The 7,949-nt window shown below is 43.6% G+C and carries 2 protein-coding genes and 1 pseudogene; all 3 read right to left on the reverse strand.

All coding sequences use genetic code 11. The features are described from left to right. Positions 1-2 precede the first annotated feature (2 nt). Entirely contained in the window at positions 3-1,316 is a 1,314-nt protein-coding gene (locus R8O11_RS09345; RefSeq protein ID WP_021033865.1) for an HlyD family type I secretion periplasmic adaptor subunit, read from the reverse strand. Next, entirely contained in the window at positions 1,313-3,484 is a 2,172-nt protein-coding gene (locus R8O11_RS09350; RefSeq protein ID WP_225496828.1) for a type I secretion system permease/ATPase, read from the reverse strand. The genes R8O11_RS09345 and R8O11_RS09350 overlap by 4 nt, the downstream gene beginning before the upstream one ends. Continuing rightward, positions 3,481-7,875 (reverse strand): annotated as a pseudogene (locus R8O11_RS09355) (RTX toxin); the annotation flags it as partial. The pseudogene R8O11_RS09355 and the gene R8O11_RS09350, both read right to left, overlap by 4 nt. Between the last annotated feature and the right edge of the window lie 74 nt (positions 7,876-7,949).

Consider the following 7,949-nt stretch of genomic DNA (forward strand, 5'->3'; position numbering starts at 1 on the left):
GTCTATCTTTCTCTGAGCGAATTCTCTTTCGCACGTAATATAGGTTTTAACCAATAATTCAGTACTGTTTTTTCTCCTGTAAGAATGTCTACCACAACCTGCATTCCCGGGATGATCGTAAACTTATCATCAACCTTGAAAGTAACGTTGGCACGGTAGTAGGCATTGCCCTCTTCATTTTGAAGTGCATCGGCGCTTACGTAGGTCACTTCTCCTTCTAGGCCTCCGTAAATGACAAAGTCATAGGCAGACAACTTTACCGTTGCCGGCAGGCCAGGCCTTATGAAGGCGATATTCTGAGGAGAAATTCTCGCTTCAACGATTAACGTGCTATTACGAGGGACTATTTCTAAAATAGGCTCACCCGGCTTAACCACACCTCCGATGGTTCTGACAAAAACATCTTTGATGGTTCCATCGACCGGAGAAAGTAACTGCGTTCGATTCAACTGATCCGCAATCGCCTGACGACTTTCATTGAGCTGCGCTAGTTGCGTCACAACTTCATTGAGCTGCCCTTGTGCCTCTGCCCTAAAAGCAAGCGCAGTACCACGATAATCTGCGATGGATTCAGAATACACAGCCCTTTGCTTTTGGGCAGCAGCTTGTGAACTCGCGATGTCTCCTTTGAGCTTTATAACGTCTCTATTCAGTTTTAATAATTCCACTTCAGCCACCGCGCCACTAGAAACCACCTCTCTCAACATATCTCGCTCTTTCGAGACAATAACCAGACTGCTTTTTAGTGTTTGAATGGTATTCAAGGTATCTAGATAAGCTTGCGATTGTTGCTCAATTCGCAATTTAGCCTCCTCCAGCTCAGACTCCAGTTGGCTCAACCGCTCAAGATAGTTTGCTTTGGCATTCAGATAGGCAGAGTGGCCGGTCATCGAAATATCAAATGGCTGAGGCTCGATACTCACTTGTTGTTTCCAATCCAGTTGGAGGCTATTCACTTTTACCGTTTCTAATTCAATTTGAAGCCTCTGCTTTCTGGCGAGCAAAGATTCAACTTGTTCAGAGGTCTCCGAATAGGTCGACTTAAACCTTGTATCATCCAGAATGGCGATGGTTTGCCCCTTAGTGACGCTTTCACCAGGCATGACAAGTAACTCCTTTAGAATGCCTCCCTCTAAGCTCTGAATCGTCTGAACAGACAAAGTAGGAACAACTTTTCCTTCGCCGACAACCACTTCGTCTAACCTCGCCCACGAGGCCCAAATAATCACACTCAGCACTAACGCGGCAGACAACCAAATCAACGTTCTCGAACGGTTTGCTAAATGAGCATTACTCCAACGAACTGTGCTCATCATTGACCTCCTTCGCGTACAATTGATACTGCGCGTACTCTGTTCGTCTTCGCGTTAGACTGTTGTTTAGCAAAAATTTCTTGGGGCGCTCCTTCCCTCAAAATTGTGCCTTTATCAAGCACAACAATTCGATCACAAAGCGATAATAAGGAATGTTTATGAGAGCTAATAATCATCGTCGTCGAGTGCGGCAACGATTTGAGAGCATTAAACAATGCATTCTCAGCTGGCTGGTCTAAGGAACTGGTTGGCTCGTCTAAAATTAATGCTGCTGGGTTTCGATAAAAAGCTCTTGAAATCGCTACAGCTTGCCTTTGCCCCCCCGACAAATAACGCCCTCCTTCTCCGACTTGCGTTTCTAGACCATGAGGAAGGCGACTCATGTACTGGTTCAAACCCGATAATTCTATCGCACGGCGTAAACGTTCTTGATCAATAACATGATGTCCTAATACTATGTTTTCCATAATGCTGCCGTATATAAGATGCGAATCTTGGCCAACCCAACCCGTTTTCTCTCTTATCAATTCGGCGGGCCAAAGCTGACTGTCAATGTCATCAAAATAAACGCTACCCTGTAAGGTACTGAGTTGATTGGTAATAATAGAAAGGAGTGTAGACTTTCCTGCTCCTGCACTACCAATAACGCCAACGCGTTCGCCTTGCTTGATAGTAAGATTAATATCTCTCAAACATGGCATATCAACATCTGGGTATTGGAAGCTCACGTTTTCTAAACGTATATTCCCTGTAAATTCGGCAGACGTAATGACCTGACTGCGTTGCACCTCCTGAGGTAAAGACATGATAGAATTTAAGCCTTCAACCGCTGTTTTTGTCTGTTGATAGCGAAGTAACAGCATAGCTAACTGGTTAATCGCCCCTGCAGCACGACCGCTAAGCATGACAATAGCAATGAGCCCCCCCATGCTGAGCAATCCCTCAGAAATTCTGTACACGCCTATTACAAGTAACATTACGGTAATTATCTGCTGGCTAGATTGAATGGAGTAAGCAACGATATTCGAATAGTTTCGCGATTGATTTTGCCAATCAGAAAGCATGGATACCGTTTGCTCCCAACGCTTTTGTGCTTCTCCCGTAGCGTTATTTTGCTTAATCTCTTTTAAAGAGGACAATGAATCAAACAAGTGAGCTTGTCGCTTCATGGATAGTGCAGCACTTTCCGTATGTGATTGTTCTATTTTTGCTTTTACCGCAAAGCCAAGGATCAGCAGGGTAAACATGACGGCAATAGGTATGAACATCATTGCCCCACCTAGCCAACCTATTAAGACTAAAAATAATAACGTAAATGGGAGATCAACTAAGGTCACAAGAGATGCTGAAGTAAAAAAATCGCGAACACTATCAAAATCTTGTAGTTGTCGAGCGAATGCACCGACTGATGCAGGACGGTGTTCAAGTTTCATCCCCATAACTTTAGAAAAAAGTATCGAAGAAAGCTTGTTATCGATGTACTTACCCGCGGTATCAGTGACAACTCCCCTTGCTTTACGCAATAGCCAATCAAAAATAATGATGACGGAGACACCAGCGACCAAAACCCATAATGTACTGAAAGCTTGATTAGGCACTACACGATCGTAAACGTTCATAGTGAAAAGCGGAATAACTAGCGCTAGCGTATTGATAAGGAAAGAGGCAATCAAAAGATCTCGGTACCACGGAGACATTTCTTTCACTACGGCGAAAAGCCAATGTTCATTATAATCCGCTTGAATAGAACTTATCCGTTTGTCCAGCTCTGGACGCATAGAAACTTGCCATGCTTGAGGCTGGAATTGATTATGCAGCTCCTCGCTCGTGACGTATTGCGTTTCACCTTGATCTTCACTAAATAACGTGACTTGATAATCGCTGTTATGTCGCTCAGATATAATAGCGGGTTGTAACGTCTTCCTATTGATTACCACCAATGGAAAGCTCAACATTGCGGTGGATTTTAAATCGATTAATGTGAGTTCAAGATCGGCTCGCTCAGCGGCTCTGATGAATAAGTCACTATCCAATCTACCCTCAACAAGAGGTAATCCAGAAAGCACCTTTTTTGTATGGTGTCTAACCTCAAAATAACGCATCAACCAAGTTAACGATTGCCCCCAAGGATCGTTAGTCAGCTCACTTGATGAGGATGAGTGATGCTTCATGACATACCACCTACTAGCAAGTTGTTGTCATCAATCATCTTCTGTAAGACATTTTCTTCGGCTACGCCGGTCGAGTCACCTTTGTAAAGCTGATCGAGAGTGACGCCCTGCATAAGAATCTGTTGTTTTTTCCCCGTCTCTTCTGGTTTTATGTGAAGCGTTACGCCATCATCATTCTCTGTTAAATCGAGCTTATTATCGACTTCTGTTATCGAGGTAGCGGTGATTATCGAGGCGATGTCAATTATGTCATTATCATCACCAATAACGGATATTTGGAAATCGTTGATCACATCGTACGAGGGCTTTAACTCGTTACCGAGCCCTGAACTGTCAAACTGGAATACATCGCTGCCACTTCCTCCAATAAGCAAATCATTAGCATCTGTCGCAAGTAATGTTTGGCCCCCTTCTTCCACTAAGGTAACATTGACTGTCTGAACAGCACCTTCTGCGACTGTAGCACCCAGTGTTGCAATCGGTTTTATCGACAACGTAAAATCACTTGCACCGCTAAACCCGCCAACGATGGAAAGATCAGCGACATCCTCTTGATCAACAGTATAAATGCCGTTCAATCTTTCACCATGACTCAACTCTAGATCTGTTGGTAATCCGCGAATCTCCACACTTCCAAACTCTTCGGGTGCAGGATTGACTAAATTCATGCTCAACCCCAAAGGAATACTCCCAGACGCTTCAGACACAATAGACTGATAATCGGCCGTTAGTGTTGGCTCATCAGCTTCAGGGGTAACAACAATGGTTAGATCGGTAGTTTGCACATCTCCAAAATCGGTTTCGAGTGTCTCTGACACTATCGCTTGATCAAACGTTCTAACATTGAGAGCAACATCCATCGTTCCAAATGCATCCTTCGGAACGAACTCCAAACCTGACACTTCATTTGCTCGCACTAATACCGTCGCCACGGCATTGCCCGCGTCATCGAAGGTAAAGGATGAGAATTGAGTTCCAATACGAATCCTACCTAAGCCTTCCAATGCAGAGGGTTCAGAGCTTGCTTTGATCAACATCGACACTTCTATATATTCGTTGCTATTTGTTTCAAAACCGCTCGCTAAAAAGTCAATCGAAATGGAATCACCTTCATCTCCAGTGAACGTGTTAGAGGTTGTATTCAACGATACATCATCGCCAATCGGTTTTACGCCGACGTTGAACTGAGAAGTGGTATAGTTATAGTCGTTTGATCCAGACTCTTGGGTAATAGCTTGCAGTGTTAATGAAATATCCCCACTAAAATCTAGTGGCGGTAGAAAGTAAACCTTATCAAGTTGTGCTTGAGTTAGCTGCCACTCCTTGCTCTCACCATCCGTTGAACCGTTATCAGGGAGTAATTCGAACGTCCCATTATTGTCCCAAACCAACACGGCTCCGTCTGGCACTCCTGTCATGACCAAAGACATCGACTCAGAACCATCTTGATCGATTAATGATGCAGATAAGTTTCCTAAATAAATATAATTATCTTCATTACCAACTACGTCTTCTGTTTCCAGAACCGCTTTATCAACCACTGGGGCAATGGTAACGGTAACTTCTGTTGATTTAGTTTGAGTATCTTTCGCACTGTCAGTACTTAAACAACTTCCCGTGACTTCATCAGTAATGTTTGCGTCAACGGAAATAACAAGCTCTCCACTGTAGTTTTCAGGTGGGATTAACTGAATTTCGTTTAGACGCGTAACATCTGTCACTACCCATGTTCCATCACCGTTGTCAATGAGTAGGCTCGGGTCCACGGCAGTAAACCGCGCATTCTCGTCAGACACCGATAAAGAAACCCAATTGACACTTTCAAGGCCAGTCGCTGCGTCACCTTCTCCAGTAATGGACTGCATTGGTCCTTCACTATCGCCCAATACAAGAGCAAGATTCAGGTTGGTTATAGTATCTTCTTGAACCGTAACTTGGCTTGGTGCTATCGCGATATCATCGACAACAGGAGAGATTTGTACCGTAATGGTCTGAGAGGTTGTTTTCGAGTCACCATCGCATGGGGCCGTTTCTGTTACTTCTAAATTGAAAGTAATGCAACCAGCAAAGTCCTCATCCACGCCAGTAAGCGTCAAGGAAGACAATCCAGCGCTAGAAATTGAATAACCCAACAGATTGCCCGCATTATCATAAGCAGGTATCACACCTTCGCCAGTAAGCTCGACTCCTTCAGGTAAAGAATCTGCAGCGACAAAGAAGGAAACTAAGTTACCATCACTACTCGCTACATCAGGGTTTAAAAACGCCCCAATTGAGACATCTTCACCTTCTTTACCTACAATATCCCCACTTTGAACGCTTCCTGGTTCACCAGGATCAGCACACTGGTCTCCATCTCCTTCATGGCCAGTAATTTGAATTTGGAACTGACCTGTGATGTATTGAGCATCCGTTCCATCTCGAACATACGCTAACACATTCACATCAAGTATCTCTGTATTAGATGGGCTATAAATCGATGCGCTAGCAAGCAAATCTTGAGCGGTTTCCAACACGCTATCACTTGTGATTCCTTCCATTGGAATCAGCCAGTTCCCATCGGCATCTTGAGAAGCACCATTCGGATGAGTAACAATGAGGTCTTGACCCTGCGGTATCTGTAAAACGATGTAATCGAGATACTCTGAACCATCAATATCCGCTTCTGTAAATGTAATGCCTCCACTCACGTCGACAGCAGACCCATCCGTACTTGTGAATACTTCAGTCGCGCCTTCTAAACGTGTTTTGTCAATATCTTCATTACCAATATCCACTTTGCCAGAAACCACGACGCTCAAAGAGCCATTGATTGCCTTTACATCAGTCTCCATCGTCGGAGACGTGTCTGTCACTTCGTACTGAACTTCCAGGCTAAATGTCCCACTTAGGTCTTCATTAGCTTTTACAGTGATTCGTCCACTGTTTAACAACTCAGATAATGTTGCCGAGCTACCATCAAGTAGTTCATTGAGTTCTAACGGTAAGTTACTTTCCTCTACTGCATTACCATCAAAGTAAAGCGTTAAGCCATCTGGAATGGATACAATGGTGTATCCTGTCAAGGACTCACTAGAATCTATATCTTGATTAACGACAGGCTCAAGATTTAGTGTGATGAAATTGTCCTCAATACCATTGCTTTGTAATTCTTGACCGTCAGTTTGATCAACAATAGGTGAGATTTCCATTTCCACTTTAAGAGGGGTTTCAGCAGAATCACCATCCGGCTCTGTTGAAACGACGATAACATCCATGCTCAGTGTTCCACTAAAATCTTGCTCTGTTTTGAGGTAAGTGTTTTCAAGAACAGCGTTTGAGACCTGATAAACTGGCCCCGTTATTGGGTCCACGTAAGCAATTGGAAGAACAATAGGGTCACCATTTACATCTGTCAGTTGTGTTCCCAAAGGGATGTTCTGAAGCAAGATATTAATTTCTTCTGATAGATCGTCGTCTGATGTCTGGATGATAAAATCCAGTTGTATCAGGTTATCTTCGTCTAACGTAGAGAGATTACTAATTACTTTAGTCGCTTGATCATATTGCCAATTCCCCTGTCCACCATCTAGGACAATTGGTTCATCGACCACGCCTTTTAGCTTAATGCCAATGGTTGCAGATTGGCTCTCGGCGGTTTCATTAAGAGGTGCTAAGCCATCAATAGTCGACTCTGTTGAAATGGCGGTTACTTGAAGGGATAGAGATTCAGTAAATGAGCTGATATCCGATTTTGGTTGAAGTAACGCCTCCGAATTGGCTAAAGCATTGGAGGTCACTAGGTAGGTATTAATACCGATAAGCGTAATCCCAGCTCCGACAGGCAATGTCCAACCATCTTGAACTTCTATGCGATAAGAAAGAGACTCCGAGCCATCTGTGTCAGTGAGCCGCCCTAGGATGTAATCTTTTAAGTCAATCGCTTGGTCTTCAAGCCCCTGAATGTTTTTAACGGTCAGCGTAGGCACATCGGCATCTGGAGATATATCGATAACAACTTGCTCAGTGATCTCCGCTGTTTTATCTTGCTCATCGGCAAACACACTACCCGACTCAGTCGTTACTGCCGTTACATCAAAAGTAAATCTTCCGGCTAAGTTTTCGTTAGATGTGATTTCAATTTGATCTAACTCGGATTGGCTGTACGCTTTCCCTTCCTCAATAGCACTTCCGTTAAGTGTTAATATAAGTCCATCTGGAATATTCGAAATTTGGTAGTGGAGCGTTTCAGAACCGTCTTGGTCAAACTTTTCAGCGACAATATTGAGCGAAAGTGATTCAGCGGAATCTTCAACACTTTGATAAGAAAAGTCCGAATCATTAGACCACTCTGGCAAATCTGCAACCGGTAAAACGTTAACATTTAACGTGTTATTGCCTTGTAATACAAAGGCTATGTTCCCTTTAACTGTTGTTATACTTAAAGTAGGCAACGATTGGAGGGAACTCCTATGCTTCAGTCACA

The organism is Vibrio sp. 1288 (assembly GCF_033344475.1).